Origin of the sequence: Bradyrhizobium sp. LTSP885 (assembly GCF_000938305.1) — a bacterium.
Classification (GTDB): domain Bacteria; phylum Pseudomonadota; class Alphaproteobacteria; order Rhizobiales; family Xanthobacteraceae; genus Bradyrhizobium.
The window spans coordinates 12,826-39,064 of record NZ_JYMT01000043.1; the positions used below are offsets into that span (position 1 = coordinate 12,826).

26 protein-coding genes are annotated in these 26,239 nt (G+C 64.1%); 11 read left to right on the top strand and 15 right to left on the bottom strand.

What is annotated here, in order from left to right; all coding sequences use genetic code 11:
• Window positions 1-7: 7 nt before the first annotated feature.
• A complete protein-coding gene (locus UP09_RS33995; protein ID WP_044542787.1) occupies window positions 8-1,753 on the top strand; it encodes a type I secretion system permease/ATPase in 1,746 nt (581 codons plus the stop codon).
• On the top strand, window positions 1,750-3,057 hold the full coding sequence (locus UP09_RS34000) for an HlyD family type I secretion periplasmic adaptor subunit (RefSeq protein ID WP_044542788.1): 1,308 nt from the start codon (window positions 1,750-1,752) through the stop codon (window positions 3,055-3,057). The genes UP09_RS33995 and UP09_RS34000 overlap by 4 nt, the downstream gene beginning before the upstream one ends.
• Before the next feature lie 117 nt (window positions 3,058-3,174).
• On the opposite strand, the gene UP09_RS34005 is transcribed toward UP09_RS34000, so the two are convergent.
• On the bottom strand, window positions 3,175-3,657 hold the full coding sequence (locus UP09_RS34005) for a CinA family protein (RefSeq protein ID WP_044542789.1): 483 nt from the start codon (window positions 3,655-3,657) through the stop codon (window positions 3,175-3,177).
• 237 nt (window positions 3,658-3,894) lie between these two features.
• Between UP09_RS34005 and UP09_RS34010 the strand changes: the two genes are divergently transcribed.
• From UP09_RS34010 to UP09_RS34020, 3 genes are read left to right on the top strand one after another with little or no spacing between them, the layout of a single operon-like run.
• Window positions 3,895-4,977: an amidohydrolase family protein gene (locus UP09_RS34010; protein ID WP_044542790.1), complete on the top strand. Its 1,083-nt coding sequence runs from the start codon at window positions 3,895-3,897 to the stop codon at window positions 4,975-4,977.
• Window positions 4,974-6,083, top strand: coding sequence for an amidohydrolase family protein (locus UP09_RS34015; RefSeq protein ID WP_044542791.1), 1,110 nt, complete (start codon window positions 4,974-4,976; stop codon window positions 6,081-6,083). The genes UP09_RS34010 and UP09_RS34015 overlap by 4 nt, the downstream gene beginning before the upstream one ends.
• Window positions 6,083-6,496, top strand: a complete 414-nt coding sequence (locus tag UP09_RS34020) for a Rieske (2Fe-2S) protein (RefSeq protein WP_044542792.1) — start codon at window positions 6,083-6,085, stop codon at window positions 6,494-6,496. Before UP09_RS34015 ends, UP09_RS34020 begins: the two co-directional genes overlap by 1 nt.
• 132 nt (window positions 6,497-6,628) lie before the next feature.
• On the opposite strand, the gene tcuB is transcribed toward UP09_RS34020, so the two are convergent.
• From tcuB to UP09_RS34045, 5 genes are all read right to left on the bottom strand, one after another.
• Window positions 6,629-7,726, bottom strand: coding sequence for a tricarballylate utilization 4Fe-4S protein TcuB (tcuB, locus tag UP09_RS34025; RefSeq protein ID WP_044542793.1), 1,098 nt, complete (start codon window positions 7,724-7,726; stop codon window positions 6,629-6,631).
• A gap of 16 nt (window positions 7,727-7,742) precedes the next feature.
• The gene (locus UP09_RS34030) at window positions 7,743-8,777 is read right to left on the bottom strand and encodes an alpha/beta hydrolase (RefSeq protein ID WP_044542794.1); all 1,035 of its coding nucleotides are present in this window, start codon (window positions 8,775-8,777) and stop codon (window positions 7,743-7,745) included.
• 31 nt (window positions 8,778-8,808) lie between these two features.
• Window positions 8,809-10,209 (bottom strand): FAD-dependent tricarballylate dehydrogenase TcuA, encoded by a 1,401-nt coding sequence (tcuA, locus tag UP09_RS34035; RefSeq protein WP_197082793.1) that lies wholly within the window; start codon window positions 10,207-10,209, stop codon window positions 8,809-8,811.
• 78 nt (window positions 10,210-10,287) lie between these two features.
• Window positions 10,288-11,598, bottom strand: a complete 1,311-nt coding sequence (locus UP09_RS34040) for an MFS transporter (protein ID WP_044542795.1) — start codon at window positions 11,596-11,598, stop codon at window positions 10,288-10,290.
• 177 nt (window positions 11,599-11,775) lie between these two features.
• Window positions 11,776-12,675, bottom strand: coding sequence for a transcriptional regulator GcvA (locus tag UP09_RS34045; protein WP_044542796.1), 900 nt, complete (start codon window positions 12,673-12,675; stop codon window positions 11,776-11,778).
• Between the two features lie 118 nt (window positions 12,676-12,793).
• On the opposite strand from UP09_RS34045, the gene UP09_RS34050 reads away from it, so the two are divergent.
• Together UP09_RS34050 and UP09_RS34055 are read left to right on the top strand one after the other, a co-directional pair.
• The gene (locus tag UP09_RS34050) at window positions 12,794-12,997 is read left to right on the top strand and encodes a DUF1127 domain-containing protein (protein WP_044542797.1); all 204 of its coding nucleotides are present in this window, start codon (window positions 12,794-12,796) and stop codon (window positions 12,995-12,997) included.
• A gap of 71 nt (window positions 12,998-13,068) precedes the next feature.
• Window positions 13,069-13,689 carry a GNAT family N-acetyltransferase gene (locus UP09_RS34055; RefSeq protein ID WP_044542798.1) on the top strand — a complete coding sequence of 207 codons (621 nt, stop codon included), beginning with the start codon at window positions 13,069-13,071 and terminating at the stop codon, window positions 13,687-13,689.
• Between the two features lie 51 nt (window positions 13,690-13,740).
• Here UP09_RS34055 and UP09_RS34060 read toward each other — a convergent pair whose 3' ends face one another.
• Window positions 13,741-14,571 carry an oxidoreductase gene (locus UP09_RS34060; protein WP_044542799.1) on the bottom strand — a complete coding sequence of 277 codons (831 nt, stop codon included), beginning with the start codon at window positions 14,569-14,571 and terminating at the stop codon, window positions 13,741-13,743.
• A 121-nt stretch (window positions 14,572-14,692) separates the two neighbouring features.
• Between UP09_RS34060 and UP09_RS34065 the strand changes: the two genes are divergently transcribed.
• The gene (locus UP09_RS34065) at window positions 14,693-15,583 is read left to right on the top strand and encodes a LysR family transcriptional regulator (RefSeq protein ID WP_044542800.1); all 891 of its coding nucleotides are present in this window, start codon (window positions 14,693-14,695) and stop codon (window positions 15,581-15,583) included.
• 87 nt (window positions 15,584-15,670) lie between these two features.
• Here the strand turns inward: UP09_RS34065 and UP09_RS34070 are convergent, their stop codons facing one another.
• The gene (locus UP09_RS34070; RefSeq protein ID WP_044542801.1) at window positions 15,671-16,501 is read right to left on the bottom strand and encodes an enoyl-CoA hydratase; all 831 of its coding nucleotides are present in this window, start codon (window positions 16,499-16,501) and stop codon (window positions 15,671-15,673) included.
• Between the two features lie 117 nt (window positions 16,502-16,618).
• Window positions 16,619-17,320 carry an SDR family NAD(P)-dependent oxidoreductase gene (locus UP09_RS34075; RefSeq protein WP_044542802.1) on the bottom strand — a complete coding sequence of 234 codons (702 nt, stop codon included), beginning with the start codon at window positions 17,318-17,320 and terminating at the stop codon, window positions 16,619-16,621.
• Between the two features lie 71 nt (window positions 17,321-17,391).
• On the opposite strand from UP09_RS34075, the gene UP09_RS34080 reads away from it, so the two are divergent.
• Both UP09_RS34080 and UP09_RS34085 read left to right on the top strand, forming a co-directional pair.
• Complete coding sequence (locus tag UP09_RS34080) at window positions 17,392-19,173, top strand: acyl-CoA dehydrogenase family protein (protein WP_044542803.1); 1,782 nt, start codon at window positions 17,392-17,394, stop codon at window positions 19,171-19,173.
• A gap of 52 nt (window positions 19,174-19,225) precedes the next feature.
• On the top strand, window positions 19,226-20,314 hold the full coding sequence (locus UP09_RS34085) for a Zn-dependent alcohol dehydrogenase (RefSeq protein ID WP_044542804.1): 1,089 nt from the start codon (window positions 19,226-19,228) through the stop codon (window positions 20,312-20,314).
• 25 nt (window positions 20,315-20,339) lie between these two features.
• Here the strand turns inward: UP09_RS34085 and UP09_RS34090 are convergent, their stop codons facing one another.
• From UP09_RS34090 to mbfA, 5 genes are all read right to left on the bottom strand, one after another.
• Complete coding sequence (locus tag UP09_RS34090; RefSeq protein WP_044542805.1) at window positions 20,340-20,693, bottom strand: nuclear transport factor 2 family protein; 354 nt, start codon at window positions 20,691-20,693, stop codon at window positions 20,340-20,342.
• A gap of 158 nt (window positions 20,694-20,851) precedes the next feature.
• Window positions 20,852-22,324 carry an amidase gene (locus UP09_RS34095; RefSeq protein ID WP_044543165.1) on the bottom strand — a complete coding sequence of 491 codons (1,473 nt, stop codon included), beginning with the start codon at window positions 22,322-22,324 and terminating at the stop codon, window positions 20,852-20,854.
• Window positions 22,325-22,408: 84 nt separating this feature from the next.
• The gene (locus UP09_RS34100; protein WP_044542806.1) at window positions 22,409-22,939 is read right to left on the bottom strand and encodes a cytochrome b; all 531 of its coding nucleotides are present in this window, start codon (window positions 22,937-22,939) and stop codon (window positions 22,409-22,411) included.
• Between the two features lie 37 nt (window positions 22,940-22,976).
• Window positions 22,977-23,795, bottom strand: a complete 819-nt coding sequence (locus UP09_RS34105) for a hypothetical protein (protein WP_245302365.1) — start codon at window positions 23,793-23,795, stop codon at window positions 22,977-22,979.
• 66 nt (window positions 23,796-23,861) lie between these two features.
• Entirely contained in the window at window positions 23,862-24,833 is a 972-nt protein-coding gene (gene mbfA, locus UP09_RS34110) for an iron exporter MbfA (protein ID WP_044542807.1), read from the bottom strand.
• A gap of 166 nt (window positions 24,834-24,999) precedes the next feature.
• Here mbfA and UP09_RS34115 point away from each other — a divergent pair, with 166 nt between their 5' ends.
• Entirely contained in the window at window positions 25,000-25,722 is a 723-nt protein-coding gene (locus UP09_RS34115) for a hypothetical protein (protein WP_044542808.1), read from the top strand.
• Between the two features lie 80 nt (window positions 25,723-25,802).
• On the opposite strand, the gene UP09_RS34120 is transcribed toward UP09_RS34115, so the two are convergent.
• On the bottom strand, window positions 25,803-26,147 hold the full coding sequence (locus UP09_RS34120; RefSeq protein WP_044542809.1) for a hypothetical protein: 345 nt from the start codon (window positions 26,145-26,147) through the stop codon (window positions 25,803-25,805).
• Window positions 26,148-26,239 lie beyond the last annotated feature (92 nt).

Below are 26,239 nucleotides of genomic sequence, written 5' to 3' on the forward strand. Positions count from 1 at the left end.
GGATTTTATGGCAGCTGCTCCCGCTGTCCGGCGTTCCGAATTGAGTGAGGCGCTGCGCGCTTGCCGCAGTGCCTTTATCGGCGTCGGTCTCATGAGTTGCATGATCAACCTGCTCTACCTGACAGGTTCGATGTTCATGCTGGAGGTCTACGACCGGGTGCTGCCGAGCCGCAGTGTTCCGACCCTGGTCGGCCTCGCGGTGATCGCCGGCGGTCTCTACATGGCCCAGGGCTTCCTCGATCTGCTGCGCGGACGGATCCTTGGCCGCGTTGGAACCTCGCTCGACGAAGCGCTGAACGCGCGGGTGTTCGACACTGTCGTGCGTCTGCCGCTGATGGTCGGCAATCGCAATGAGGGCCTGCAGCCGCTCCGCGACCTCGACAATGTGCGCTCGTTCCTCGGCAGCATGGGACCCGGTGCGTTCTTCGATCTGCCCTGGCTGCCGTTCTACTTGGCGATCTGCTTTGCGTTCCATTGGCTGCTTGGCCTCACCGCGCTGTTCGGCGCCATCATCCTGGTGACGCTGACGCTGATCACCGAATACATGTCGCGCACGCCGGCCAAGGAAGCGATGACGCTCGCGGCGCGGCGCAACGATCTCGCCGCCTCCAGCCGTCGCAATGCCGAGGTGCTCGTCGCGATGGGCATGGCCGGGCGGATGAACAGGCGCTGGAACGCGGCCAACGAGGAATATCTGGTCGGCAACCAACGCGCGAGTGACGTCACTGGCGGCCTCGGCGCGATCGCCAAGGTGCTGCGCATGATGCTGCAGTCCTCCGTGCTCGCGGTCGGTGCGTATCTGGTGATCCACCAGGAGGCCACCGGCGGCATCATCATCGCCGGTTCGATCCTGAGCGCGCGGGCGCTGGCACCGGTCGATCTCGCGATCGCACACTGGAAGGGCTTTATGGCCGCACGCCAGAGCTGGCAGCGCCTCAACCGTCTGCTGCAGCAGGTTCCCGCGCCTGCCGCGCAGACCCTGCTTCAGGCGCCGACGAAGAAGCTGTCGGTCGAGGGCGTGACCATGGTCGCGCCGGGCGACCAGCGGATCATCGTGCAGGACATCACCTTTGCGGTCGAGGCCGGCACCGGCGTCGGCGTGATCGGCCCAAGTGGTTCCGGAAAATCCTCGCTGATCCGTGCGCTGGTCGGTGTCTGGGCGCCGGCGCGCGGCAAGGTGCGGCTCGACGGCGCCGCGCTCGACCAATGGTCGTCGGACGTGCTCGGCCGCTATGTCGGCTACCTGCCGCAGGACGTCGAGCTGTTCGGCGGAACGGTCGCGCAGAATATCTGCCGCTTCGATCCCGAGGCCAAGTCGGAGTGTATCATCGCCGCGGCCAAAGAAGCCGGCGTGCACGAGATGATCATCAAGATGCGCGAGGGCTATGACACCCAGGTCGGCGAGCAGGGTACCGCACTTTCCGCCGGCCAGGCGCAGCGCGTCGCGCTGGCGCGCGCGCTCTACGGCAATCCGTTCCTGATCGTGCTGGACGAGCCGAACTCCAATCTCGACAGCGAAGGTGACGAGGCGCTGACCCGCGCGGTGCGCGGCGCCCGCGAGCGCGGCGCCGTTGTCGTCGTGGTCGCGCACCGGCCGATCGGCATCGAGGGTGTCGATCAGCTGCTGGTGCTGAAGGACGGCCGCATGCAGACCTTTGGCCCGAAGGAGACCGTGCTCGGACAGGTGCTGCAGCGGGTCGCGCCGCCGACACCGATCAAGATCGTCGCCGATGCGGGGGCGGCCAAGTCATGACGGATCAACCGCGCAACGCGCATCACTCGATCAGGAAGCATCTGATCGTCGGCCTGGTCGTGGTCCTGGTTCTCGGCGGCGGGGTCGGCGGCTGGGCCTCGTCGGTGCCGATCTCAGGTGCGCTGATCGCGCCGGGCTCGGTGGTGGTCGATTCCAACGTCAAGAAGGTGCAGCATCCGACCGGCGGCGTGGTCGGCGAGGTGCGGGTGCACGACGGCGACCTGGTCAAGGCCGGCGACATCGTCGTGCGCCTCGACGAGACGGTCGTGAAGGCAAGCCTTGCGATCGTGGTCAAGACGTTGAATGGCCTCTACGCGCGCGCTGCCCGGCTCGAGGCCGAGCAGCAGAACCGCGACAAGATCGCCTTTCCGCCGCAACTCGCCGATCAGACCAGCGATCCCGACGTTCGCGACATCATGGCGAGCGAAACCAAGCTGTTCGAGGTTCGCGTCAACGGCCGCGTCGGCCAGAAGGCGCAGCTGCGCGAGCGCGTCACCCAGCTCAACGAGGAGATCTCCGGGCTGGAGGCGCAGGAAGCGTCCAAGGACAAGGAGATTGCCCTGGTGCAGCAGGAGCTGGTCGGCGTCCGCCAGCTCTACGAACAGCATCTGGTGCAGCTCACCCGCCTGACCACGCTGGAGCGCGACGCGGCGCGGCTCTCCGGCGAGCGCGCGCAGTACATCGCCTCCCGTGCCCAGGCCAAGGGCAAGATCACCGAGACCGAGCTTCAGGTCATCCAGGTCGACAAGGACATGCTGTCGGAGGTCTCCAAGGATCTGCGTGAGACCAACGACAAGATCGGCGAATTCGTCGAGCGCAAGGTCACCGCCGAAGATCAGCTCCGCCGCATCGATATCCGCGCGCCGCAGGACGGCATGGTGCTGCAATCGACGGTGCACACCGTCGGCGGCGTCATCACCGCCGGCGACGCCATCATGATGATCGTGCCGCAGGGCGACGCGCTTTCGGTCGAGGCCAAGGTCAATCCGCAGGACATCGACAAGCTGCAGATCGGCCAGAAGACGCTGCTGCGGCTCTCTGCCTTCAACCAGCGCACCACGCCGGAACTGAACGGCGTCGTCACCCGCGTCTCCGCCGACGTGACCACCGACCAGCGCACCGGGCAGAGCTACTACACCATCCGCGTCTCGATGCCGCCCGAGGAGATCAAGCGCCTTGGCGACGTCAAGGTCATTCCTGGCATGCCGGTGGAAGCCTTCGTCCAGACCGGCGACCGCACCATGCTGTCCTACCTGATGAAGCCGCTCAGCGACCAGTTCATGCGCTCGTTCCGCGAGAGGTGAGTTTTTCGCTGAGGTTCTCGTAGCCCGGATGAAGCGCAGCGAAATCCGGGAGCGGTCGCGCCGCAGATCGAGCTGCCCCGGATTGCGCTTCGCTTCATCCGGGCTACGGTTTTAAAGTTACCGCGACAAATTCCTCAACAGCAATTCCAGCGCCGCCTTCGCAAACGCCTGCATATTGGCCTGCCGGTCATGACTGCCGGTCTCCAGCGTGATCACCTGTTGCTGCGGGCCGGCCACCGCCATGCAGCTATGGCCGGCGGCGTCACCGTAGCGGTTGCCGGTCGGTCCGGTCGCGCCGGTCTCGGACAGTCCCCAGTCGGTTGAAACGTGCTCGCGGATCTGGCGTGCGAGCAACTGCGCGTAGGGTTCGGATGCCGAGCGGATGCCGCGCATGGCGTCGTCGGGGATGTCCATCAAGACGCGCCGGGCGTCGCGCGTGTAGATCACACCGCCGCCGAGGAAATAGGCCGAGGCCCCGGCGACTGACAGCAGTGATGCTGAGATCAAACCGCCGGTCGAGGATTCCGCGACCGCAATCGTTTGCTTGTTGGCGATCAGCTTTGCGGCGATCTGCTCGGCGATGGCAAATAGCTCTTTCATCTCGTCAGCTCCGGTGCAGGATTCGCTTCAATAGCGGCTTCTTGTCGGCGGGCTTGTCCGCTAGCGAGTCTCTCCCTGGCGGCCCATGTTTTCCTAGCACACGGCCACGCTGTTTGCGCAAGTTGCGGGCGCAGGGCTAGCCTGATTGAATGTGAGGCAAGAACCAAGCGGCGCGGCTTACAACATGCCGTGAGCACGTGCGCTCCAGAGGAAACATTGCGCTCCAGAGGAAACATCATGACGTCGCCGATCACGGGCGGCGTGGATTGCGATCTGCATCCCGCCGTACCTCACCTGACCAGCCTGCTGCCGTACATGAACGACTACTGGCGCGACCAGGTGACGACGCGCGGCATGACCGACCTGATTTCGCAATCCTACCCGATCAATTCGCCGATCTCGTCGCGGCCGGACTGGCGGCCCGCGCAGGGCAAGCCTGGCTCTATCCTCGCCGACATGCAACGCCAGGCGCTCGACAAATTCGGCACGGCCTACGGCATCTGCAATCCGCTCTACGGCGTGCAGATGGTGTTTTCCGAGGACATGGCCAACGCGTTTTGCCGCGCGCTGAACGATTGGCTGGTGAAGGAATGGCTCGACAAGGACGATCGCCTGCGTGGCTCGATCGTGATCCCGGTGCAGAGCATCGAGAAAGCGGTTGCCGAGATCGAGCGCTGCGTGCAGGACAAGCGCTTCGTCCAGGTGCTGATGCTGGTCATGGGCGACATGCCGCTCGGCAAGCGCCACTACTGGCCGATCTACGCCGCGGCCGAGAGTCTCGGCCTGCCGATCGGCATCCATGCCGGCAGCGCCTATCACAATCCGCCGACCTCGGTCGGCTGGGGTTCCTATCACATCGAGGACTATGTCGCGCAGGCGCAAGCGTTCCAGACCCAGCTCACCAGCCTGATCGTCGAGGGCGTGTTCGTGCGGCATCCGAAGCTGAAGATGGTCATGCTCGAGAGCGGCTTCACCTGGCTGCCGCCGTTCCTGTGGCGGCTGCACAAGTTCTGGCGCGGGATACGCATGGAAACGCCGTGGGTCGATCGTGCGCCGCTGGAGATTGTGCGCAGCAACATCCGTTTCTCGCTGCAGCCGGTCGACGCGCCGCCGGACGGCGACACGCTGAACCGGCTTTTCGACCATATGCAGTCGGACGAATTGATCCTATTCTCGTCAGACTATCCGCACTGGCAGTTCGACGGCGACGAGGTGTTGCCACAAGGGATGTCGCAGGATCTGGTCCGCAAGATCATGATCGACAATCCGCTCGCGACCTACGGCCGTCTGAAAGAGAATGTGAAGGAGACGACGCCATGAACGTTCAGATTCGCGAGCGTCCGCAGACCGCATCGTCCACCGGCATCAAGACCGCGATCGCCGATTGCGATATTCATCCGGCGCGCGCGACCAACGACGAATTGTATCCATTCCTCGCAAAGCGCTGGCACGCGCATCTCGAAACCTTCGGTGTCCATCAGTATCAGGGCATGATGGGAGGTCCGCCGTACCCGAAGGCGCAGCCGAACGCCTCGCGCCGCGATGCCTATCCGCCCGAAGGCGGCCCGCAGGGCTCGTCGCTGTCCTTCATGCAGAAGCAGCTTCTCGATCCCAACAATGTCGTGCTCGGCGTGCTCAATCCGCTCAACACCGGGCAGGGCATCCGCAACCAGGATCTCGCGGCGGCGATCTGCGCCGCGATCAACGACTGGCAGATCGAGAAATGGACCAGCAAGGATTCGCGGCTGAAGGGCTCCGTGGTCGTCGCCAACGAGGACGGCGTGTCGGCCGCCGCTGAAATCCGCAAGCGCGCAGGTGATCCGAATTTCGTCCAGGTGCTGCTGCTCAGCCGCAATGTCGAGCCGCTGGGACAACGCCGCTACTGGCCGATTTATGAAGCCGCCCAGGAGGCTGGCTTGCCGGTCGGCGTGCACGCCTTCGGCTTCGGCGGCAACCCGATCACGGCATCGGGCTGGCCGAGCTATTACATCGAGGAAATGGTCGGCCATTCGCAGTGCCAGCAGACCGCGCTGGCAAGCCTCGTGCTCGAAGGCGTGTTCGAACGCTTTCCGAGGTTGAAGATGGTGATGGTCGAGGCCGGCTTCGGCTGGGCACCGTCACTGGCCTGGCGGCTCGACAAGGTGTTTGAACGGCTGCACGCCGAGGTGCCGCATCTCAAGCGCAAGCCGTCGGAGTATATCCGCGACCACATCTGGTGGACCACGCAGCCGATGGAGGACCCGGAGAGCCGCGACCATCTGTTCCAGACCATCGAATGGATCGGCTGGGACAAGCTCTTGTTCGCGACCGATTACCCGCATTGGGACTATGACGAGCCGTCGCGCGTGCTGCCGGCCGGCGTCAGCGACGCCAACCGCCAGGCGTTCTATCTCGACAATGCGAAGAAACTGTACGGCGTCTCTTGATGGCGCGTCATGTGATTGCCCCGGTGGATGAACTGCCGCCGGGGTCGCGGAAATTCCTTGAGATCGAGGGCCGACCGATCGCGGTCTTCAACGTCAAAGGCGAGTTCTTCGGCCTGTTGAACCGCTGCCCGCACCAGGGCGCGGCGCTGTGCGAAGGCCCGCTGATTGGCCTGGCCTCCTCATCCGATCCCGGCGAGATCGAGTATACAAAACTCGGCGAGATCATCCGCTGCCCGTGGCACGGCTGGGAGTTCGACATCCGCACCGGCCAGTCCTATTGCGATCCCCGCCGCTTCCGCGCGCGCGCCTATCCGGTCAATGTCGAGCCCGGCACCAGTCTGGTGAAGGGACCGTATATCGCCGAGACCGTCAGGGTTGCGGTCGAGAGCGATTACGTGGTGGTGGATATCTAATCACCCGTCATTCCGGGGCGCCGCAAAGCGGCGAGCCCGGAATCCATTCATCCGCTTGTACCCGTGGCCCGATGGATTCCGGGCTCGCGCTACGCGCGCCCCGGAATGACGGCGGAAATATTACTCCCCATCTCACATCATCTGCCGCTCGCGCGCGTAGCGCACCAGCGCGACGTAGCGGTAGATGCCGTGCACGAACTTGCCGTAGGGCATCGTGATGAACAGCGCGAACACCACGCCGAGATGCGACGCCAGCAGCGGGCCCATTGCGCCGGTGTCGCGCCAGAGCAGGAGCGCCAGGCCGGTGATGCTGGTCAGGAACAGCATCACGATGAACGCGGTGTCCATGCCCATTTGCCGCTCGTCGACCAGCACGCGGTCGCGCTTTAATTTTTCGGCGAACAGGCCGATCGGCCCGACCACTAAGCCGATGCCGCCGAGCGTGCCGAGTACCACGGGCAAATCCCACCACGCATAGGGCGCCTCGCGCGCCAGCAGATAGTGATACAGTGTGCCGACGCAGGTCGCGGCGAAGCACAGCGCAAAACCGTAGAAGGTGAAGTGGTGATACAGCTTGCGGCGGTCGGTCGGGTGGTCGTCCTCGTTGAAGCAGCCGACGCCGCCGCCGTCGAGGTAGCGCAGCTCGCCGGCATCGCGCATCGCCTGCAGCAGCGATTTGGCGTCGGTCGTCATTCCGACGGGCTCACCAATGTCGCGCCAGAACGCGCGGACGCCCATCGCCAGTGCGAGGATGGCGTAGAGCAGGGCCACGCCGAACAGCAGCGCCATCGCATTGTGCGGCATCAATTTATAGAACGCGCCGGGGCCGGTGTGGATGCCATAGAGCACACTGCGGTCGTTGAGCGCGGCGAAGCCGAAGATGAAGGCGGCGACGCTCAGCGCCGCGATTAGGCTGATGACGAGGCCGTTTCGTGCAAACGCCCCGGCGAAGGCGCGCGGCCAAGCATAGGCGGCATAGGATTCGGCGCGCGCGACGGCAAGCGTCTTCGGAACGTTGACGTTGAATTCGTGCGGCGGCGAGAACTGGCAGTCGGTGTAGCAGGCGCCGCAGGAATGGCAGAGATTGGCGAGATAGTTGAGATCGCCGTCGGAGAAGGCGCGCCGCATCTCCATCGCCGGAAACACCGCGCACAGGCCCTCGCAATAGCGGCAGGAATTGCACACCGTCATCAGACGGTCGGCCTCCTGCAAAATCTTGGTCCCGTGCATTGTGTTGTATGTCCCGTTAGTGCTTCGCCAGCCCCTTGCCTTCCAGCCATGTCTGGATCAGGCTGGCGACCTCGGCGTTATTCTTGTCCATCATCATCATGTGCGAATTGCCGGATATGCCTGCTTTCGGCAGGTCGACGACGTCGACGCTGCCGCCGGCGGCCCGGATGGCGTCGGCAAAGGCGCCGCCGGTGGCGCGGATCTTCGGCCAGCGCGAGTCGCGCTCGATGTAGTCGCCATAGACCATCAGTGTCGGGATGTTCTTGAGTGCGTCGACCTTGGCGAGATCGCCGACGCCGGCCGGCTCGATCGCGATCAGCGCCTTCACCTTGTCGGGACGCGCCTGCGCGACCTTGAAGCCGAAGGTGCCGGCCTGGCTGTGGAACAGGATGATGCAGGGGCCGACGCGGTCGATCTCGGCGATATAGGCCGCGACCGTCGCATCATCGGTCGTGGTCCAGCGCGGCACGTTCTGCTTGACGAAATTCTCGTAGCCCTCGTTCGGGAACTGGCTGCCCGGCATCAGCTTCCGCTTGGCCGGATCGGGATCGTAGGAGCCGGGGCCGTCGCCGATGCGAAACCGCTCGAACGGATTGGAGGTGGTGAGGAACACCGGCTCGCCCTTGAAGATATCGGGGTATTGCGCCCAGCCGGCGCGGCCGCGCTCGACTGCGTCCGAATTGTAGACGCTCCAGCCCTTGCGCAGGAAGTAGTTCAGCCAGCCCTCGCGCCCGTCGGGCGTCGTCTCGTAGGTGACGCCGGTCAATCCGCCGCCATGCCACAGCAGCAGCGGATAGGCGCCCTTCTCGTTCGCCGGCAGGAAGTACTGAACGTACATCTGCTCGACCTGATAGGTGCCGTTCGGATCGACCTTTGCGGGCACGCCGCCCGGCGTGAAGGTCACGTCCTTGACCGGTTTGCCCGAGATCTCGACGAGGCGCCCGCCGACATGGAACGAACCCATGTCCCGTAGCGCGATCGGCTCGGCGGCATTGGCTGCTGTTGAAACCATCAAAGCCGCGGCTGCGGCGGCAAGTGCAATCCGGGGCATGCTTTCCTCTCGTTGTTCTCAGTTCTGCGCATCAGTTCCGAGCGTTCTTGGCCGCTTCCCGTCCGGCAACGCGGCCGAACACGCTGCCGATGGTCATGCCCATGCCGGCGGCGTAGCCCTTGCCGAGCACATTACCGGCCATGATCTCGCCGGCGGCGAACATGTTGGCGGACGGCTTGCCGTCCTTCATCAGTATCCGCGACTGCTTGTTCACGCGGGTGCCGAGATAGGTGAAGGTGATGCCGGGCCGCACCGGATAGGCGAGGTAGGGCGGCGTCTCGATTTTGCGCGCCCAATGCGTCTTCGGCGGCGTGAGGCCTTCGGTGCGGCAATCGTCGAGGATTGTGTGGTCGAAGGTGCCCGGTTGCACGGCGGCATTGAATTCGGTGATGGTCTTTTCCAGCGCCGCTGGATCGAGTTCGAGCTTGCCGGCGAGCTCGGCGATGGTTGCGCCCGCGATCGGCGGAAACAGCGTCGGCATGAAGCTGGTCACGACGGTCGAATCGAAGATGATGTAGGCGATCTGGTCCGGTTGCGCCGCGACCAGGCGGCCCCAGATCGCATAGCGCTTCGGCCAGATGTCCTCACCCTCGTCATAGAAACGCTCGGCATGCTTGTTGACGACGATGCCGAACACGACAGAGTCATGACGGGTGATGATGCCGCCGTCGAATTTCGGCGCACGGGCGTCGATCGCCACCGCGTGGCATTGCGTGGGATCGCCGATCTGCTGCACGCCCCTGGCCAGCAGCATCTTCAGGATCGCGCCGCGGTTATAGGGTGTGCCGCGGATCAGGAAATTGTCGGCGGCCTCGCCCCAATATTCCTTCAGCCATTCGATGTTGGCTTCGAAGCCGCCGGCGGCCGCGACCAGCGTGGAAGCGCGCACCTCGGTCTTGCCGTTGACTGGCTGCTTCAGCTGAGCCGAGAGGAACATGCCGTCCTCGATCCTGAGATCGATCACCTCGGCATCATAGAGGACGTCGACACCGAGCTCCTCGGCTGTGCGGTACAGCGCATTCAGCATCGCGCGGCCGCCGCCGAGGAAGAACGAGTTGGTGCGGCCGAGGCTCAACGTGCCCCCGAGCGACGGCTGCCAGCGCACGCCCTGTTCGACGATCCAGTTCAGGATGTCCTTGGACTCGTGGATCATGAAGCGGGCCAGTTCCTCGTCGGTCTGGCCGCCGGTCACCAGCAGCAAATCCTTCCAGAATTCCTCCTCGGTGTAGGGGCCGGTGAGGATCTCGGTCGCCTCGTCATGGGCGCAGCGCATGTTGCGCGTGTGGCGGGTGTTGCCGCCGCGGTAGAACTTTGGCGCGCCTTCCAGCACCAGCACGGAGGCGCCCGCACGCCTTGCGCTGATCGCGGCGCAAAGCGCGGCGTTGCCGCCGCCGATCACCAGCACGTCAAACCTGCGCGTCAGATCAACCATGCGCTCTTGTTATCGTTGTTGGCATGGAAAGCAAAGCAGGAGCCGGCCAGGCGCATACCCGGCCGGCAATTTCGGGACTTACGCGGCGACGGCTTCACGCGTCTCGATGGTGCGGCCGCCGCGATAGATCATGAGGGCACCAGCCATGCTGCAGGCTGCGGCGCACATCAGCCAGAGCCCGGGGGAGGCCTTGTTGCCGGTTAATGCGACCAGTCCCGTCGCAGCGAAAGGCGTGAACGTGCCAAACAGTCCGGCGGCCAGAGCAAATGCCAACGAGAAGCAGGTCGTCCGTACATGACTGGGCACGATCTCGACCAGCGCGCCCAGCATCGTCCCGCTGTACACGCCGAAGTACATCGAGAACATCATCCCGACGACAATCAGTTTGCCGAAAGTCGGATCCGCCGTAAGCCATGCCAAGGCAGGATAGGCTGTGACCAAGGAGAGCGCGGTAATGGCCAAAAGTACCGGCTTGCGGCCGATGCGGTCAGACAGAGCGCCACCGATCGGGTTCCAGAAGAAGTTGGTGACCGCGACCATCATGGTGACTTGCAGGGCCTCCTTCTTCGGAAGCAGCAGCACCTTTTCAACGAACGAGGGCGTATAGACGGTGACGAAATAAAACGTCACGGTGGTCATGACCGCCAGCATCATTCCAAGAAGCACGATGCGCCAGTTCGCGAGCGCTGACGCAAACACCTCGTTTGCGGTGGGATGCTTCTTCATCGCCAGGAACTCCGGGGTTTCCTCCAATGTCCGGCGCAGGATGAAAATAACAGGAATGATCAGGCAGCCGATGAAGAACGGAATGCGCCAGCCCCACGCCATGATCTCTGTGTCGGGCATCACGGCACTCAGTGTGAGACCAAGCAGTGAAGCGACGAAGATGGCGACCTGTTGGCTAGAGGACTGGAACGAGGTGTAGAAACCCCTGTTGCCAGGGGTTGCAATCTCCGCGAGATAGACCGAGACGCCGCCCAGTTCGACTCCAGCGGAGAATCCCTGCACCAATCGGCCAATCAGAACCAGAATTGGGGCCGCAACACCGATACTGGCGTAGCTCGGGCAAATCGTGATGATGACGGTGCCCAACGCCATGATCGCCAGCGTTACGATCAGGCCCTTGCGACGGCCGATCCGGTCGATATAGGCGCCGAGCACAATCGCACCGACCGGGCGCATCAGCGCGCCGAGCCAGAACACGCCGAAGGTGTTGAGCAGTGCTGCGGTCTCGTTCTGCGAGGGGAAGAATGCCTTGGCGATGTACGGGGCATAGAAGCCGAACAGGAAGAAGTCGAATTGCTCGAGGAAATTGCCGCTGGTCGCGCGCAGGATGGCGCCGAGGCGCGATTTGATTTGCGGGACTTGCGATGAACTCGACTGCGGCATAACGCCCTTTCCTCCCCGTGGTATAAGGGCTGGCGAAAAGAACCACGCCAGCCAAGGCAGTTAGCCTGCCTTATGCAGCAATTTGGCACGCCTGTTCGGTGCGACCAACCCGAAAACGTGCCGGAGGCCATGGGAAAATAGCCGTAGACAAAATGGCTTGACGCAGCGTGCGTTGCATCAAGACGACGCGTGCGCCGATGCAGTGACCCAGTTCCGGAATACCGCCAGCTTCGGCGAATCCGTGCGCCCCTGTGGCGAGACGAGATAGAAGCCGGCATCCGCCGGCAACGCGATCTTGAAAGGCACCACGAGGCGGCCCTTGGTGATGTCGTCCTGCACATAGGAGGTTCGGCCCATCGCGACGCCCATCCCGTCGATCGCCGCCTGGATCGTTACGAACACCAGGTCGAAGGTAGCGCCCGGCTGCTTCGAAATGTCGGTGGGCAGGCCGGCCGCGGTCAGCCACAGGCGCCAGTCGTCGCTGTTGGTGTTGGATGTGTGCAGCAGCACATGATCCCGGAGGTCTTCGGGGCAATTCAGCGGCTTGCTTCCCTGCATCAGGGATGGGCTGCAGACCGGGAACAATTCATCCGCTGTGAGCCAGTCGGCTCGCAGGCCGCTCCATTGGCCGCGGCCATAACGGATCGCGGCGTCGACCTTGTCGCGCTGGAAGTCGACCAGGCTGGTCGAGCTGGTGATGCGGACATCGATACCGGGATGCGCTTCCTGGAAAGCCGCGAGCCGCGGCAGCAGCCATTTGGCAGCGAACGATGCCAGCGTGGAGACGGTCAACACGTGATCGTCGTCCTTGCGCAGCAGGCGATCCGTTGCCATCCGCAGGTCGTTGAAAGCGGCGCGGACACCGGGGAGGTATTCGGCGGCCTCCGGCGTCAGGCTGAGCGAGCGGTTCTGGCGGACGAACAGGCGGACCCCGAGTTCTTCCTCCAGCCGCCGGATCTGATGGCTGATCGCGGTCTGCGTGACGTTCAATTCGGACGCCGCCACCGTGAAACTCATGTGCCGTGCGGCGGCCTCGAACGCGCGCAGGCCGTTCAGCGAAGGCAGGCGGCTGGTCATCGTCTCGCTGCTCCCAAATACATGATGTTATATCATGCGAAGCGGTACAAAGTGTCGTTTGTGAAAGGGCCTGTTGGCGCCGATATTAGCCAGAAGAGGTTACCGATAGGAGCCGCAAATGTCCATTTTTACCCATGAATCGATGACAAATCATCATGCCTCAGGCGTTTTGAATCAGGTCGGCGAGACCCTGCATGTCTGGTGGGATCGCTACGAGCGCCGCCGCGAGCTGGCGCACTGGTCGGACCGCGACCTGCACGACATCGGCATGTCACGCAGCGACATCGTATTTGAGATCGACAAGCCGTTCTGGCGGGCCTGAGAGAGGACGCCTTCGCCGGCGCCGCCTCGATCGAGGGGCGCCGGCCAACTTTCCACCCCGAGGAGCGTGTCATGACTGCGCTGCGTCTCGATGATCTCAAGCAATATTCCGATGTGCTGCGCGCGAAGAACGGCAGCGAGATCAAGGTGCGTTTCGTCGAGCCGCGCGACCGCGAGGAGCTGCAGAATTACATCCGCTCGCTCTCGACGGGGTCCCGCTACAACCGTTTCCTGGGGGCCATGAGGGAGCTGCCGAAGCTGGAGCTCGAACGTTTCATCGACATCGGCGAGGCCGACCGGTTCACGGTGGTCGCGACGATGGTGGTCGACGGTTTCGAGACCATCGTCGGCGAAGCGCGCTACGCCTTCCATGCCGATACGTCGAGCGTCGAATTTGGCCTGTCGATCGACGACCGGTGGCAGGGGCACGGCATCGGCAAGGCGCTGCTGAACAATCTCGAATGCCGCGCGGCGTCCTTTGGAGCCGAGCGCATCTTCGGCGACACGCTTCGTTCCAACGCATCGATGATCGGTCTTGCCCGCAAGACCGGTTACGCCTTCATCGCCAGCCCCGGCGATTGGAAGCTGGTGCGCTTCGAGAAAGAGATCCACGTCGAACCGCAAGACATTCCCTGTGCCAGCTGGCGGCTCGCCGCCTCCCGCATGGCCGCGATGTCCTCGCTTGCGGTTTGACGAGACTAGGCCCGGTTCTGGCCCCTCCAGGACCGGGCCACTTTTCTTTTCTCACTCCGTAAAATCCGTCGACGTCGCGACCTCCCGCCATTCCGCAAGCTCCTTCGCAACGAACGCGTTCTTCGCCTCGATCCGCTCGACCGTGTCGCTGCCGAGCTGCAGCCGCAGCGGCGGGTTTGCGGCATTCGCCAGCTGAATGAACGCGCCGGCGAGCTTGCGCGGATCGCCGCGCTGGCCGTGGTCGAAGTCGACGGCAGCCGCGCGGGTCTTGCCGACGCTGGCATGATAATCCTCGATCTGCTGCGCGGTGCGCGACAGCGAACTCTCATCGAGGAAGTCGGTGCGGAAGAAGCCTGGTTCGACCACCGTCACCTTGATGCCGAGCGGCGCCACTTCGCCGGCCAGTGCCTCGCTGATGCCTTCGACGGCGAATTTGGTCGCGCCGTAGACGCCCCAGCCGGGATAGCCGGTGTAGCCGCCGACGGACGAGATGTTGATGATGTGGCCCGAGCGCTGCCGGCGCATGTGCGGGAGCACCGCGCGCGTGACGCCGAGCAGGCCGAACACATTGGTTTCGAACAGCCGCTGGGTCTCGGCCGCGCTGGCTTCCTCGATCGCGCCGAGCAGGCCGTAGCCGGCATTGTTGACCAGGATGTCGATGCGGCCGAACGTCTTGACCGCTTGGCCGGCCGCGGCATGGGCCTCGGTCTCACTGGTGACGTCGAGCCGCGTGGCCAACAACCGCTCATGATGGCCGAGGCGGGCGGTGACGGTCTTGGGGTCTCGGGCTGTGGCAACCACCGCATCGCCCGCCTTGAGTGCCGCTTCGGCGATCAGGGCGCCAAAGCCCCGGGAAGCTCCTGTGATGAACCAGACGCGCATGGTGTTGCCCTTTCCTGAGTGGCCCGGCGGCGTTGCCGAACCTGATGGCAAAGGGATAGCGCCTCGCTATAGATGAGGTAATCCGCTATATTTTCGTCAAGCTACTGAGAAATTCTCATCAATGCGGATCGACCCGTCCGACCTTGCAACCTTTCTCGCCATCGCGCGCCACCGGAGCTTTCGCGTGGCGGCGACCGAGCTTGGCGTCTCCGCATCGGCCCTGTCGCATGCCTTGCGCAACATCGAGGAGCGGCTCGATCTCCGCCTGATCAACCGCACCACCCGCAGCGTCGCGCTGACCGAGGCCGGTGAGCGGTTGTTCGCGCGGATCAGCCCGGCCTTTCTCGACATCGACGATGCGCTGGAGGACCTCAACAACTTTCGCGGCAAGCCGGCAGGCACGCTGCGCTTCACCGCGGCGCGCCAGTCCGCGCAGCTCGTGCTGTTGCCTGTCGTTACCCGGTTCCTGAAAGCCTTCCCCGACGTCAATGTCGAGATCATGATCAACGACGCGCTGATCGACATGGTCGGTGCCGGCTTCGATGCCGGCGTGCGCTTCGGCGAGACCATCGCCGCCGACATGATCGCGGTTCCGATCGGTCCCCGGCATCGTTTTGCCGTCGTGGGCTCATCAGCCTATTTCAAGACGCACAAGCCTCCGGCCACGCCGCATGAGCTGAAGGGCCTGCCCTGCATCCGCTACCGCTTCAGCAGTGGAGTGATCTATCGCTGGGAATTCGAGCGTGGCGGCATCGAGGTCGATATCGACGTCGCGGGACCGCTGACGTTGAATGACCAGGACCTCATGGTTGACGCAGCGCTCGACGGGGCAGGGCTGGCCTACGTGTTTGAGGGACAGGTTGAAGCGCTGATCGCCAAGCGCAAGCTGGTGCGCGTGCTTGCCGATTGGTGCCCGGCATATCCCGGCTTCTTTCTCTATTACCCGAGCCGGCGGCAATTGCCGGCCGCGCTGCGGGCATTCGTGGATTTTGCGCGCGCTTCACCCTTGTAGCCCGGATGGAGCGAAGCGTAATCCGGGGCCTTTTGTCCGCGGATGGTGCGTTCCCGGATTTCGCTGCGCTTCATCCGGGCTACGGGTTCATCCGCCTCGAAACACCGGTTTCCGCTTCTCAATAAAAGCCTGCACGGCCTCCTTGTGATCGGCGGTCGTCGTGAGCCGGATCAGCCGCTCGGCCTCGTGGTCACGCGCGGTGCCGAAGTCGAACAGCAGTGCCTCGTCCAGATTGTCCTTCATGTAGCGCAGCGCCAAGGTCGGGCCTTCGGCCATCGATTTGGCAAGTGCAAAAGCTTGCTCCTGAAGCGTCTCGTCCGGCACCACGCGGTTGACGAGGCCAATCTGCTCGCATCTGGCGGCGTCGACCTTCTCGGCGGTGAACATCAGCTCGCGGGCGCGCGCGGTGCCGACCAGGCGCGTCAGCAGCCAGGCGATACCGTAATCGCCGCTCAACGCCACGCGCAGATAACCGGTCGAGACGAAGGCCGATTGCGCGGCGATGCGGATGTCGCAGGCCATCGCGAGCGCGAGCCCGGCACCGACCGCGGGGCCGGGCAGCGCGGCAATGGTCGGCTTGCGTACCGAGGTCAGCGCGCCGGTGAGCAGGCGCTGGCGCTCCTGCAAATCGGCGACCTTCTCCTCGTAGGACATGTCGAGCTTCTTCTGGTCGCGATTGGCGCCCATGCCCTTGACGTTGCCGCCGGCGCAGAACGCTGTGCCGGCACCGGTGATCAGGAGCACGCCGACCTCGGGATTCTCGCCACAGGTCCGGATCATCGTGCGCAGCGCCGGCGTTAGCGTATCCGACATCGCGTTGCGCACTTCGGGGCGGTTCAGCGTGATGATGGCGACGCGGTCGCGGATCACGCAGAGCAGTTCGTCGGTGCCGGTGTCGATCTTGATGTCGGTGGTCATGGTGCTCCCCTTGATTGTTTTGCTCCGTCATTCCGGGATGGTGCGTCAGCACCAGACCCGGAATCTCGAGATTCCGGGTTCGACGCTTCGCATCGCCCCGGAATGACACGTATCATCTCAAAACTTCTCCACCCACGGCCGCAACTCGAGCTCCCAGCTCCAGGCGCTGCGCGGCTGCTGCAGCACATTCCAGTAGCTCAGCGCGATCGCGTCGGGATCGAGCATCGAATCCGGCCGGTCGGCAGGCTCGGTGCGGGCCTTGCTGCGGATGCCGCCGTCGATCACGAAATGTGCGACATGGATGCCCTGCGGCGACAATTCGCGCGCCATGCTCTGCGCCAGGCCGCGCAGCGCGAATTTGCCCATCGCGAACGGCGCCGATTGCGCATAGCCCTTCACACTGGCGGAGGCGCCGGTGAACAGGATCGCGCCCTTCTTGTTGGGCAGCATGCGCTTCGCCGCTTCCTGCGCGACCAGGAAACCGCCGAAGGCCGAGACCGCGATCGCCTGTTCGACCTCGGAGGGCACCAGCTCGACGAACGGCCCGCGCGAGCGGCCGCTCGCGTTGTAGACCACGACATCGGGCGTCCCGATCTCGCGTTCGACGAGGCCGAACAGCCGTTCCACATCCTCGGCCTTGGTGGCATCGCAGGCATAGGCGCGTGCGCCGGTTTCGGTGCACAGCGCGCCGAGTTTCTCGATGCTGCGGGCGCCCAGCGCCACGCGAATTCCCTCCCGCGAAAATAGCCGCGTCAGCGAGGCGCTGATGCCCTCGCCGGCGCCGACGATCAGGGCGATCTTGTATTTCGGGATGTCCATCGGGCTTTCCTTTGCAGTGCCGGAGGAGGATAGTCTTGTCTAAACAGATGAGGAACGAAGCTGGGAATTCAATGCAGCCGCTCAAGCAAGATTTTGCACCGTCAACCGCCACCCAGCCGGGCCTGCTGGCTCCCGACACCACGGGGATGAACTTCTACCGGGCCGATCCGGCGCTGACCGATCTCCTGAAGCTGCATCTGCCCGATGCGCTGTTCCGCCATATCGAACCGCATCTCGACCGGCTCGGCGGATTGGCCGGCGGTGCCCTCGACGACTACGCGCGGCTCGCCGACCGGCACGCCCCGGTGCTGCACCAGCGCGACAAATTCGGCCGCGACATGCAGCATATCGAATATCACCCAGCCTATCGCGAGATCGAGAAGGTCGCGTTCGGGGAGTTCGGCATTCACGCGCTGTCGATCCGCAAGGGCATCATGGGCTGGCCGGACAAATATCCTGTGGTGGCAAAACACGCCTTCACCTTCCTGTTCAACCAGACCGAATTCGGCATGGGCTGCCCGATCAATGTCACCGATGGCTGTGCCAAGCTCTTGGCGAATTTCGGCAGCGAAGCCTTGAAGGCGAAATATCTCGACGGTCTGACCCAGACCGACATGAGCAAGCTGACCCAGGGCGGCCAGTTCATGACGGAGAAGGAAGGTGGCTCCGACGTCGGCACCTTGACGACGACGGCCGTGCAGGAGGGCGACCACTGGCGACTCCACGGCGAAAAATGGTTCTGCTCGAATGCCGACGCCAAGGTGGTGATGCTGCTGGCGCGGCCGGAAGGCGCAGGACCAGGCACCCGCGGCGTCGGCCTGTTCCTGATGCCGCGGTTCCTCGATGACGGCACGCAGAATCACTACCGGATCGTGCGCCTGAAGGACAAGCTCGGCACCCGCTCGATGGCCTCGGGCGAGATCAAGCTGGACGGCGCGATCGCCTATGCGGTCGGCAAGCTCGACCGCGGCTTCGTGCAGATGGCCGAAATGGTGAACTCCTCGCGGCTCAGTAACGGCGTCAAGTCGACCGCGCTGATGCGCCGCGCCTGGCACGACGCCATCACGGTGGCGAAGGGTCGCGTGGTTTTCGGCCAACGCATCATCGATCTGCCGTTGGCGCGGCGGCAGCTGATGAAGATCATGCTGCCGACCGAGCAGGCGCTGTCGATGAGTTTTTTGACCGCCGACGCGCTCGATCGCGCCGAGGCCGGCAGCCAGGATGCCGCGGCGCTGCTGCGGATACTGACGCCGACCCTGAAATTCCGTGCCACCCGCGATGCCCGAAAGGTCTGCGGCGATGCGATGGAGATGCGGGGCGGCATCGGCTACATCGAGGAATTCGTCACGCCGCGGCTGCTGCGCGACGCCCATCTCGGCTCGATCTGGGAAGGCACCGGCAACATCGTCGCGATCGATGCGCTGAAACGTGCGGTCGGCCGCCATGGCGCGGACAACGCGCTCGCGGCTGATCTGCATGCGCGGCTCGATGACAGCGCCAATGTGCCGCAGGTCTGGCGCAACCGCCTGCGTGATCTCAGCGACCGCGCGATCGCGTTTGCGCGCGAGGTCGCAAGCCGCACCGACAATGAGGGCGATGCGCGCCGCGCCACCAGCCTGCTCTATCATGTCGCAAGCGCGGTGGCGCTGGCGTGGGAGGGCGGACGCATCCACGAGATGCGCGGCGATGCGCGCCGGCTGCTGTTGTCGCGGATGGTGATCGACCATCGCGTCACGCCCGGCGATCCGTTCCGGCTGGCGGAAAATACCGTTCAGCGCGCGATGACGGAGCATCTGCTCGGCGATCGCGCCGTCGGCACGGCTGAGGTTGGCGAATTGCTATCAGCAGCGTAGGCTGCTGACCGAGCACGTACTCAAAAATCAAAAAACACCAAGGGAGATCCCGATGAAGGCCGCCGTCCTGCATGAAGTCAACAAGCCGCTGGTGATCGAAGATGTCAGCGTGCCCAATCCGGGGCCGCGCGAGGTCCTGATCCGCACTGCGGTCGCGGGTCTCTGCCATTCCGACCTGCACTTTATGGAGGGGCTCTATCCGCACCCGCTGCCGGCCGTGCTCGGCCATGAATCGGCCGGCGTGGTCGAGAAGGTCGGCTCTGACGTCAACTATGTGAAGCCCGGCGACCACGTCGTCACGTGTCTCTCGGTATTCTGCGGCACCTGCGACAATTGCACCACCGGGCGCACCGTGCTGTGCACCGACACCACGGTGAAGATGCTGCCCGGCGCGTCCAACCGGCTGTCCTGGAGCCGGTCGGAGAAGCTCCACCAGTTCCTCAACCTCTCGTCGTTCGCCGAGCAGATGCTGGTGCACGAGAACGCCATCGTGAAGATCAAGAAGGAGATGCCGCTCGATCTCGCCGCGCTGATCGGCTGCGGCGTCATCACCGGCTATGGCGCCGTGGTGAACACGGCGAAAGTGACCGCCGGCGAAACCGTGGCTGTGATCGGCTGCGGCGGTGTCGGCATGGCCGCGATCAACGGCGCGCAGATCGCCGGCGCCGGCCGCATCATCGCGATCGACACCAATCCAGCCAAGCTGCAGCTCGCCACGAAACTCGGCGCCACCGACATCGTCGATCCCGCGCGCGGTGACGTCGTCCAGCAGGTGCGCGAGTTGACCGGCGGCGGCGTGCAGCATTCCTTCGAGGTGCTCGGCCGCAAGGAAACCGCCGAACAGGCGTTCGGCATGCTCGCGCCCGGCGGCACCGCGACCATCGTCGGCATGATCCCGTTCGGCCAGAAGATCGAGCTGCACGGTTTCGACTTCCTGCGCGAGAAGCGCATTCAGGGCTCGTCGATGGGCTCCAACCATTTCCGCGTCGACATGCCCCGCCTCATCGACTTCTACATGCGCGGCAAGCTGCACCTCGAGGACTGGATCTCGGCCAAGCTGAAGCTAAGCGAGATCAACGAGGGTTTTGCCAACATGAAGGCCGGCAAGACGCTGCGCAGCGTGATCATGTTCGATAGTTAGCCTTCGCCAGGACGACAGTGGAGGCCTACCGCGCGACGTGCGCGGATACCGCAAACCATTTGCCGTTCTGCCTGGCCCAGCAATCAGTGTAGCGGCCGTGGGCCTGCTCACCGTCTGCGCCGATGTAACTGGTCTGCGCGTGGATGATCGCGAAATCGCCGAGGATGCGGATTTTAACGTCTTCGGCTTTTAGTCCCTTGATCTTCACCGGGATCGCGGTCTGCTTCAGGAAGCCGGCGCGGTCGACCAGGCTCTTGTCGGGATTGCTGCAGTAGAAATCCTGCGCCAGGATCTCGTCGAAGCGCTTGACGTCGCAGTTCTGCACGGAGTCGACATAGTCCTTGTTGAGTTTTGTGAGTTCTTCGAGGTCTTTGCTCATTGTTGTTTCCTCCCGATCTCTCCCTCGTCATTGCGAGGAGCGAAGCGACGATGCAATCCATTGCATCCGTGCATGCGGATATATGGATTGCTTCGCGGAGTTTATCATCGGGCGCGCATTCGCGCGACCCGTTGGCTCGCAATGACGGCGCGGCTCACTCAATCATCAAACATCTTCGGCGGCACGAACCCGCCGAATTCGCGCTCGATCAGCTCGGCGAGCTTCAGCGGCGTGCGGTCTTCCAGCCAGGGACCGACGATCTGCACGCCGACCGGCAATCCATCGGGTGCAAAGCCGGTCGGGATCGCGGTTGCAGGCAGGCCGGGCAAGGTCGCGATGCCGGGCCAGACGAGCTGGTCGGTGTAGACGTGCGGTTCGCCATCGATCAGGATTCGCCGCTGCTCCTGGTCGGGTGACTGGTCCTGCCGATAGGCCGGGGTCGGCATGATCGGGCAGATCACCGCGTCGAACGATTTGAACAGCTCCCGCCATTGCGCGCGGAGCCGGGCGCGGCCGCCATCGGCGATCACCCAGTCACGATGGCTGAGCGCGATGCCGCGCAGCCGCTCGGCGTGCAGGCTGGTGTCGCTGGCCGGCAGTGCCGCCGCCGCCGCGCATGCGCCGGCATAGACCTCCGGCGGGAAGGTCGCGCCGAGGAACGATAGCAGCAGCCGCATATAGAGCCGCGAAGACACCGCGAAATCCGGCAGCAGCGGGCTCGCGCGCGACACCTTGGCGCCGGCCTTGTCGAGATTGCTGGCGAGCTTGTCGATCGTGCCGCGGACTGCCTTGTCGGTCGGCAGCACCGGATCGGTGTCGATGACGAGGACCCTGAAATCCTTGAGGCTCGTGTGGCGCGCCGCCGGCAGCTCGAGCTTGTAGGCCTTGCCGGCTTCCAGCGGATCGGGGCCGGCCATCACGTCGAGCAGCAGCGAGAGATCGGCCGCGCCGCGGGCCATCGGGCCGATCACGGCGAGATCGCGGTCGAGCGGCAATGGCGGCAAGGGCGGCGGCGTGTGGCCGCGCGACGGCAACAGCGCGAAGGTCGGCTTGTGAGCGTAGACGCCGCAATGAAACGCCGGCACGCGCAGCGAACCGCCGATGTCGGAGCCGAGCGACAGCGCGCCATAACCCGCCGCGAGTGCTGCCGACGATCCGCCGGAGGAGCCGCCCGGGGTTCGGCCGAGATCGTAGGGATTGTTGGTGGTGCCGTAGACGTCGTTATAGCTCTGCCAGTCGGCGAGGTTGAGCGGCACGTTGGCCTTGCCGAGGATGACGCCGCCCGCGTCCTTGACCCGCGCGGTCGAGAGCGCGTCCTCCGCCGGCGTGAAATCCCTTTGGGACGGGTTCCCCCAGGTCGTCGGCAGTCCCGCGACGTTGAAGGATTCCTTCACGGTCATCGGGATGCCGAGCAGCGGCTTGTGCTCGCCGCGCGCGATCGCGACATCAGCAGCGCGCGCAGCCGTCAGGCCGCGCTCGAAATCGCGCACGCAAACCGCGTTGATCTTGCTGTCGTGACGTTCGATGCGGCCGATCGCGTCCTCGGCCAGTTCGACCGCCGAGACCTGCCTTGCCTTCAGCGCCGCCGACAGTTCGACGGCGGTCTTGAAACTCCATTGTGATTTGGCCACGGCTTGCTCCATTGTTTGGGCTTGATCATGCTCAGAATGGAGCGGGCGGGCAAGGCTGGCTTGATCGCGATTGCGTGGGCTTCCCTATTTCGGAAGCATGCGCTGCATGACGTGGTCGCGGTAGATGAAAAGGTGGGTCAGCGCCACGGCAACGTGAAGGCAAATCAGCACCAGGAGCGACCATTCCGCAGCCTGGTGCAGGCCGTCGATCGCCTTGCCCGCCGCTGCGTTGTCCGAGGCCAGCATCGGAAGCGGCATCATGTAGAAGAATGACACCGCCCAGCCACGGAACGACGCGAACACCCAGCCGCTCACGGTCGTCGCCAGGACGAGGACATAGAGCATCCAGTGCATGGCTTCCGCGCCGAGCCGCTGCCATGGCGGAAGCGAGCTCTCCGGCGCGACCGGATGCGTCAGCCGCCAGATCAACCGCGCCACGATGAGAACAAGGATGACGATACCGAACGAGATGTGGAACGTCATCGCTGCACCGGGCGCCTGGCCGGGGTGAATATCCGGCATCAGCCAGCCGATCGGGTATTGCACCGCCAGCAGGGCGACGATCACCCAATGCAGCAGCTTTGCGGTAGCGCCGTAGTGCAACTGACCGGGCATGGACTCTCGGGCCGATTCTGAGGGTTTTCGCGCTAGTCTAGTAAGGCGTGCTTCGTGCCGACAGATGCGCCATCGGATTGACGGCGCCGTTCGCGCTGGCGCGCTCCGTGCTCTCCTTGCTGCCAGGCACCGGAAAGGCATAGCCGATGATCGTCTTGACGACCAGACGGTCTGACGCCGGTGTCAGGCCGTAGCCGACACCGAAATTGACGTCGAATTCGCCGAGCTTGAAATCGGTCACCGCGAACAGCGTGTGCTGCTGCTGCGCGAGCGGGCTGAAGTCGCCGATCTTGCCGAAGTCGGCGTAATATTCGAGGCCGACGAACACATTGTCCTTCAGCCTGCGCGCCACGCGCACGGCGGGTGCGAAATCCGCTTCGCCATATTTCCCGAAGCCGACGTCGACGATCGGGTTGACGATGAATTCATAGTCCGCATTGCGCACGCCGATGATCGGCCGGATCTCGAGACCCCAGCGGGTCTGCGCGAATTTCGGCATCTCGTAGCTGAGCTCGAAATTGATGCCGTAGAACAAATTGTGCTTGTCGGCGTTCGGCGAGACGAACAGCGTGCGCAGCTTGAATGCGTCGGACAGGAACTGGTTGTCCTGCACGGCAAACGGCAGATAGAGCCCGAGCTCCCACCAGTCGGTCATGCCATAGGCAAATTCCGGCGTGCCGTTGAGGCTGTGGTTGGAGGGAAAGCCGCCGGGAAACGGCGGATCCTTCTGCCCGATGCCGACGTAGTTGAGGTGCTGCTGGATGGTGAACTGGCCAGGGTCGGCGATGCTGGCATTGTAAACCTGGATCTCATCGGTGGCCTTCGCGCCACCGCTGCGTCCGAGCGTAGCCAGCACGATCAATGCTGTACTGGCCAGGTATCGATGTTGGCGGTGGCTTCGCATCTCGGCGCTCGATCTGCTCTATGCTGCGCCGATCAATATCCCGACAGCAAGCACGATCGCGCCGCCGAGCACGATCTGGAACACCGCCTGCAGGAATGGCGTGTCCATGTAGCGCGAGCGGATGAAGGCGATCGCCCACAATTCGAAGAACACGACGACCCCGGCGATCGCGGTCGCGATCCAGAACGCGTTCGCCCAGGCATCGGGCACCAGATACGGAATCGTGTGGCCCAATCCGCCGAGCGTCGTCATCAGTCCGCAGGTCACGCCGCGCAGCCAGGGTGAGCCGCGGCCGGTCAGCGAGCCGTCGTCCGACAATGCTTCGGCAAAGCCCATGCTGATGCCGGCGCCGATCGATGCGGCGAGGCCGACCAGGAAGGTCTGCCAGTTGTGATGCGTGGCGAAGGCGGCCGCGAACAGCGGCGCCAGCGTCGACACCGAACCGTCCATCAATCCGGCGAGGCCCGGCTGGACATATTGCAACACGAACATGCGCCGTCGCGTGCGGTCTTCCTCGGCGCGTACGTCCGGCTTGAGGATGTCGCCGGTCAATCTGACCGCCAGCTTCTCGTGGCCCTTCTCTTCCTCGGCGAGATCGCCGAGCAGCCGACGCACGCCGACATCCTCGGCCTTCTCGGCAGCCTTGACGTAGAAGCGCTCGGCTTCCAGCTCCATGGTCTCGACTTCCTTGCGGATGGTGTCGAGCGGCAGGTTCTTGGTCAGCCAGACCGGACGCCGGCGCAGGAAGCCTTTGACGTCCTCGCGGCGGATCGGCGGCAGATTCTGGCCGAAGCGCTGCTCGTAGGTTTCGAGCAGCCGGTGGCGATGGCCGCGCTCCTCCTCGGCCATCTCCTCAAAGATTTTTGCGGTATCCGGATAGCGTTCGGACAAATCCTCCGCGAAGCTCATATAGATGCGGCTGTCTTCCTCCTCGGAGGCGATCGCGACGGCCAGCACCTCGCGCTCGGTCAGGTCAGCGAAATTCTTCACGGCAGCGCCTTCTTTACCCAGTTTAGAATTAGAATAATTCTAATATGCTTGGGTGGTGCTCTGGTCAACCCGGATATGCCGCTGCCTTTCCGAACGCGATCGGCGATGGAACCGGGCTGGCCCCCCGCCCGTTCGAGTTCCTGTGGCTCACGCCTGGGGGATTTCCATGGACACGATCAAATACCGCCTGAACGACGCGCGACTGGCGCCGCGGCGGACCAAACTTGAAATTCCGGGCTGGGCCGGCAGCCGTGAACCGCGCGCTGACGGTTCGCGCGAGCAGGTCTGGCACTGCGTGCCGTTTTCGGAAGGAGCGCAGTACGGGATCGAGCTGTTCTATCCCTATGAGTTCGAACTGCGTGTCACCACGCAGGACGGCCGGTTGCAGCTCGATGCCGATTGGGGCGAGCCGCCGGCCAGTGGGCTGCAGTGGCCGCCATTCCGGAATTTCGGCGATGCCTTCTACACCTACCAGATCCTGCTCGATCTCAAGGTCGAGCGTGGCATGGCGATCCGGACCGAGCCGCATCCGCGCTTCTACACCGACCGCACCGACACCGTGCCGATCGCGGTTCCGGCGCTGGTGCGCAACTGGTGGCCGATGCTGTTCTTCACGGTGTTCAAGGCGCCGGCCGAAGGCCGCACCCACATCTTCCGTCCGGGCGAACCGTTCGCCCAGATCATCGTGATTCCAGAGGAGGCGAATTTTCAGCTCGAGCGGATGGGGGAGGAGGAGGCTGCCGAACGCGAATTGCAGGCGCGGCGTATCTACAGCAACCGGTCCAAACTGGCCGCCGGAACTGAGTGGACGTCGTCGACCGACACCGTGTTCGACGGCACCTACCGCCACCTCCACCGCGCCGCAAAGGAGAAGGCGCGCCAGGACTGAGCCCGCGACCGCATCATTGCCGGCAAAGCAACGGGGCCCAAGAGGGCCCCGTTGTCGAATCGTGAGCGCGTGGCCGGCGTTCAGTACATGTTGTGATGATGATGATGATGGTGGTGGTGATGGTGGTGGCGCCGATAGCGCGGCACCACGACGACGCGGGGCACATAGCGGCGTTGGTAGGCGTGATGGTGGTGGTGATGATGGTGATGATGGTATTGTGCAAGCTGCACATTCTCGCGGGTCATGGTCGGCGGCGGGGCCTCGTCCAGGGCCTGCAACTTTGCCGAGGCGTCCGAGATCGGCTGCAGCAGTTCGGCGTAGGAATTCGCCTGCAGAACATCGGTTGGCGCCGGCGCAGCTTGCGCGGCGCTGAACGCCCCGAGCGATGCCACCGCCCCCAGCAATCCGGCAATCTTCTTTTCCATGGTCGCTCCTCCTTGATCAGCTCGCCGGACGAAGAACCGGCTGACCGCAACGCAAGGTCGTGCCGAAGGTTCCCGAAACCCGCCAGGGTCGG

Bases quoted from the DNA above. Each gene is read 5' to 3' on its own strand.
- UP09_RS33995 (WP_044542787.1), top strand. From the start codon at position 8: ATGGCAGCTGCTCCCGCTGTCCGGCGTTCCGAATTGAGTGAGGCGCTG.
- UP09_RS34000 (WP_044542788.1), top strand. From the start codon at position 1,750: ATGACGGATCAACCGCGCAACGCGCATCACTCGATCAGGAAGCATCTG.
- UP09_RS34005 (WP_044542789.1), bottom strand. From the start codon at position 3,657: ATGAAAGAGCTATTTGCCATCGCCGAGCAGATCGCCGCAAAGCTGATC.
- UP09_RS34010 (WP_044542790.1), top strand. From the start codon at position 3,895: ATGACGTCGCCGATCACGGGCGGCGTGGATTGCGATCTGCATCCCGCC.
- UP09_RS34015 (WP_044542791.1), top strand. From the start codon at position 4,974: ATGAACGTTCAGATTCGCGAGCGTCCGCAGACCGCATCGTCCACCGGC.
- UP09_RS34020 (WP_044542792.1), top strand. From the start codon at position 6,083: ATGGCGCGTCATGTGATTGCCCCGGTGGATGAACTGCCGCCGGGGTCG.
- tcuB (WP_044542793.1), bottom strand. From the start codon at position 7,726: ATGCACGGGACCAAGATTTTGCAGGAGGCCGACCGTCTGATGACGGTG.
- UP09_RS34030 (WP_044542794.1), bottom strand. From the start codon at position 8,777: ATGCCCCGGATTGCACTTGCCGCCGCAGCCGCGGCTTTGATGGTTTCA.
- tcuA (WP_197082793.1), bottom strand. From the start codon at position 10,209: ATGGTTGATCTGACGCGCAGGTTTGACGTGCTGGTGATCGGCGGCGGC.
- UP09_RS34040 (WP_044542795.1), bottom strand. From the start codon at position 11,598: ATGCCGCAGTCGAGTTCATCGCAAGTCCCGCAAATCAAATCGCGCCTC.
- UP09_RS34045 (WP_044542796.1), bottom strand. From the start codon at position 12,675: ATGACCAGCCGCCTGCCTTCGCTGAACGGCCTGCGCGCGTTCGAGGCC.
- UP09_RS34050 (WP_044542797.1), top strand. From the start codon at position 12,794: ATGTCCATTTTTACCCATGAATCGATGACAAATCATCATGCCTCAGGC.
- UP09_RS34055 (WP_044542798.1), top strand. From the start codon at position 13,069: ATGACTGCGCTGCGTCTCGATGATCTCAAGCAATATTCCGATGTGCTG.
- UP09_RS34060 (WP_044542799.1), bottom strand. From the start codon at position 14,571: ATGCGCGTCTGGTTCATCACAGGAGCTTCCCGGGGCTTTGGCGCCCTG.
- UP09_RS34065 (WP_044542800.1), top strand. From the start codon at position 14,693: ATGCGGATCGACCCGTCCGACCTTGCAACCTTTCTCGCCATCGCGCGC.
- UP09_RS34070 (WP_044542801.1), bottom strand. From the start codon at position 16,501: ATGACCACCGACATCAAGATCGACACCGGCACCGACGAACTGCTCTGC.
- UP09_RS34075 (WP_044542802.1), bottom strand. From the start codon at position 17,320: ATGGACATCCCGAAATACAAGATCGCCCTGATCGTCGGCGCCGGCGAG.
- UP09_RS34080 (WP_044542803.1), top strand. From the start codon at position 17,392: ATGCAGCCGCTCAAGCAAGATTTTGCACCGTCAACCGCCACCCAGCCG.
- UP09_RS34085 (WP_044542804.1), top strand. From the start codon at position 19,226: ATGAAGGCCGCCGTCCTGCATGAAGTCAACAAGCCGCTGGTGATCGAA.
- UP09_RS34090 (WP_044542805.1), bottom strand. From the start codon at position 20,693: ATGAGCAAAGACCTCGAAGAACTCACAAAACTCAACAAGGACTATGTC.
- UP09_RS34100 (WP_044542806.1), bottom strand. From the start codon at position 22,939: ATGCCCGGTCAGTTGCACTACGGCGCTACCGCAAAGCTGCTGCATTGG.
- UP09_RS34115 (WP_044542808.1), top strand. From the start codon at position 25,000: ATGGACACGATCAAATACCGCCTGAACGACGCGCGACTGGCGCCGCGG.
- UP09_RS34120 (WP_044542809.1), bottom strand. From the start codon at position 26,147: ATGGAAAAGAAGATTGCCGGATTGCTGGGGGCGGTGGCATCGCTCGGG.